General features: G+C 48.6%; 3 protein-coding genes and 1 riboswitch. All 3 genes read left to right on the forward strand.

Annotated features, from left to right (window positions below; genetic code table 11):
- A partial coding sequence (locus H0Z23_RS08660) for an MFS transporter (protein WP_296869048.1) occupies positions 1-1,215 on the forward strand: 1,215 nt, incomplete at its 5' end.
- A gap of 94 nt (positions 1,216-1,309) precedes the next feature.
- A riboswitch (SAM riboswitch) is annotated at positions 1,310-1,410 on the forward strand.
- A 60-nt stretch (positions 1,411-1,470) separates the two neighbouring features.
- Positions 1,471-2,793 (forward strand): O-acetylhomoserine aminocarboxypropyltransferase/cysteine synthase family protein, encoded by a 1,323-nt coding sequence (locus H0Z23_RS08665; protein WP_296869049.1) that lies wholly within the window; start codon positions 1,471-1,473, stop codon positions 2,791-2,793.
- On the forward strand, positions 2,771-3,834 hold a 1,064-nt coding region (metX, locus tag H0Z23_RS08670), incomplete at its 3' end, for a homoserine O-acetyltransferase (protein ID WP_296869050.1). The genes H0Z23_RS08665 and metX, both read left to right, overlap by 23 nt.

Below are 3,834 nucleotides of genomic sequence, written 5' to 3' on the forward strand. Positions count from 1 at the left end.
AAAGGTATAATATTTGCCACAATAAACTGTAAAATTTTACTTTGTATGGAATGGGGTGCGGCCTTGGGCTCTTTTGGTTCTTTGCTCTTTAAGTTCATTATGGGCAACTTTGCTGTGATGTCCTTTGGAAACATATATTTTCTTCTGGCTCTTTACCTGGCTCACTATGGCATAAATGACCCTCGCATCATAGGTTGGATATTGGGAATTTATTTCGCAGTCTCAGCGATTTCGCGGCCTTTTGTAGGGATTATAGTAGAAAAGCTGTCCTTTCGTAGAAGCCTCGTGGCTGCTTCCTGTATTTGCCTTGCAAGCAGCGCAGGGATGGCGCTTTTTAGCCATTCTGCCGTGTTTGCCTTGCTTTTCAGGGCTATGGCTGGTTTCGGTTCCAGTCTGTTTCTTGTAGGGCTCACGACATACCAAACCCTGGCAGTGCCGGAGAGAATAAGAGGTTCCTCCTTTACATTGGCTACAGCGGGAACCATAGCTCCATTGGTGATGGTGCTGCCGCTGGCTGAGTGGTTCTTAAGGTCTGGCATGTATGAGATTTACATATGGCTTCCTGTCCTGGCTGCGGCGATGTGCCTGGCTGTGGCATATTCTATAGGCTTTTCCGATGAAGTGAGCTTGTCTGGCGGTGATTGGGGATCCTACAAGGATGTCTTCAAAGAGCCTGCAATACAGGTTCTTTTTATCTCTGTAGTTATTTTTGCCATGACTGATGCGGCTATAGTATCTCTTGCCGGTTTAGCCTTGGAAAAAGGGCTTTTAGCGTCAGCCTTCATTTCTACTCAGGCTTTTGTAGGGCTGCTCATCCGACTTTTTGGGTTCCGCTTGATGGATCGCCTTCCTAGAAGCAGATTGGCAGCCCCTTCATTTTTTATAACAGCCGTTTCACTGATGGGGCTTACATTTGTGCACAGCAACCTGGCCTTTGTGCTATTGGGCGTTATATATGGGATTGGAATGGGATTGGGGTTTCCTTTGCATCTTTCCCTTATCGGAGATGCGGCGGAAAATCGGCTTAGGCCAAAAGCTACCTCCATGGTGTGGTTTCTGATGGCCGGCTGCTATTTCTTGTCTCCGGTCATTACAGGCTACCTGGCTCGTATCTTGAGTTTTACGGCTGCCTTTAGAATAATATCGGCCCTTATCATTTTCAGTGCCCCTTTTGTTCATAAACTGTTCAAAAAGCACCTTCCTTCAAAATTGTAGTTAAAGACAGAAAATTCTACTTGTCTTGACAGGCACGTAGCAAATTGATTAGAATGCAATCTAATTTTCGTGTGCAGTATTTTTAAAATAAGAGCTCTTATCCAGAGTGGCGGAGGGACTGGCCCGATGATGCCCGGCAACCTGCCTTAAATAGGCGTGGTGCCAATACCTGCAGCTTAGGCTGGGTGATAAGAGAGGAAAGTTATCTAATCCCTTCCTCTCTGGAAGGGAAATTTTTTTATCTGGAGGTGCATTGTGTTGGAAAAGAAATGGAACTTTGCTACTAAGGCCGTCCACGCAGGTTGGAGAAGCGACCCTGCAACTGGGTCCTTTGGCCTCCCTATGTATGTTACCGCGGGATACCGCTTTGAGGATGGAGACCACGCGATGCGCCTCTTCAACATGGAAGAAGAGGGGCACTTATATTCTCGAATTTCCAATCCTACCGTGGAGGTATTTGAAAAAGCTGTAGCCCAATGTGAGGGAGGAGTAGATGCCGTTGCTACATCTTCGGGCCAGGCGGCTTTGATGCACGCGCTTTTGTGCCTTTGTTCAGCAGGAGATCACATCGTTGTTGCTGCTAAAAGCTATGGTGGAACCCTCACGTTGGTTAAAAACCTTCTTGGTAAGTTAGGTATAGATTCCACTGTAGTGGACACCGATGATGTAGAGGCTGTAAGGCAGTCCATAAAACTCAGTACCAGGTGCGTGATAACGGAGACCATAGGTAACCCATGCCTCAATGTGGCGCCATTAGAGGAATTGGCAGCTGTAACGGAAGAGCATAATATCCCCTTAGTGGTGGACAACACCTTCGCATCCCCTGCCCTTTGCAGGCCTATTGAGTGGGGAGCCAACGTGGTTATTCACTCTGTGACCAAATATATTTCAGGGCATGGCCAGATTATTGGCGGTGTTATTGTTGACGGGGGCAACATGGATTGGCAAAGGACCGATAAATGGCCGGCTTTGACGGAGCCCGACCCGTCCTATCACGGCGTTGTCTTTACCGAAAAATTCGGCAATGCTGCTTTAGCTGCCAAAATAAAAGTTTCCATATTGAGGGACGCTGGTGGGTGCCTTTCCCCATTCAACGCCTTAATGGCAAAGACGGGGCTTTCTACTCTGCACCTGAGGATGGAGCGGCACAGCTTTAACGCCTTGTCTGTTTCCAAGTTTTTAGAAGGCCATCCAATGGTGGAGTGGGTTAGCTACCCAGGGTTGGAGTCAAGCCCCTCCTATGAGAAGGGGCAAAAGTATCTTCCTAACGGATCTGGAGGAATGGTGGCCTTTTGTATAAAAGGAGGGCTAAAAGCAGGTAAGGCTTTTATGGAAGGTTTGGAACTTTTCTCCTGCGTGGCCAACCTTGGGGATGTGAGGAGCATGGCCATACACCCTGCCAGCACAACTCATGGCCAGCTTACGCCCCAGGAGCGAAAGGCTTGTGGAATAGAGGAAGGGCTGATAAGGCTCAGCGTGGGAATAGAGGACGTAGAGGATATATTGGCGGATCTTGAGAGGGCACTGGAAAAAGCCCAGCGGGAGGCAGGGCCTAATGCAGGAATTGCTAAGGAATAGCCCTAAGGTTGAGGATAGTTTTCATTTGGGAAAAGTAAAGCTTGACAGGCTAGATTTCCCCTCCGGAGCGAGCCTCAAAGAGCCTGTTTTGGCCTATGCTTCTTTTGGTAAGCTATCGAAGGATAAGGACAACGTCATATTGGTGTGCCATGCCTTAACCGGCAGCCACTTGGTTACTGGTCCGAAGGTGGAAGGCCTGCCTGAACCTTGGTGGAAAGACATTGTGGGGCATGGAAAGTCTTTGGACACTTCCAAGTACTGTGTCATATGCTTCAATGTTCTTGGAAGCCCTTATGGCAGCACCTCACCCATATCAATTAACCCTGATACACAAAAGCCCTATGGGATGACTTTCCCTGTCTTGAGCGTGAGAGACGTGGTTTTTGCCCAGGAAAAGGCCCTTGAAAAGTTAGGTATACATAATATTAAAGCCGTAGTGGGTGGATCCTTAGGGGGCATGCAGGCTTTGGAATGGGCGGTAACATTTCCTGAGATGGTGGAGAGGGCAGTGATCATTGCCGCTCCCGCACACCTTTACCCCCAGGCCATAGCCTTGAATGAGGTGCAGCGCCAGGCCATCTATTCAGATCCCAAGTGGAATGGAGGCAATTACACTCCAGAAGACCCTCCACAGCGGGGGCTTTCTGTCGCCAGGATGTTGGCCATGATAACTTACCGAAGCGAGCAGTGTTTTACTAAAAGATGGATGAGGAAGATTCAGGATGGAAACCCCAAGGATTGGACTGGGAGGTTCTGTGTGGAGAGCTACCTCCACTATCATGGAGAGGAAATAGTAAAGCGATTTGATGCCAACTGTTACATTTACCTTACTCGCACTATGGATCTTCACGACATAGGTGAGGGGCGAGGTGGCGCTCAAGAGGCTCTTGGAAGGTTTTCCAGCAAAGACCTTTTGGCCGTGGGAATAACCAGCGATATGCTTTTCCCAAACTGGCAGGTGGAGGAGATAGCATCTTTGGCTGCCAAGGCCGGTGTTAGGGCCTGTTATGACGAAATAGAAAGCGATGATGGGCATGACGC

It is taken from the genome of Thermovirga sp. (genome assembly GCF_017656375.1).
Classification (GTDB): domain Bacteria; phylum Synergistota; class Synergistia; order Synergistales; family Thermovirgaceae; genus Thermovirga.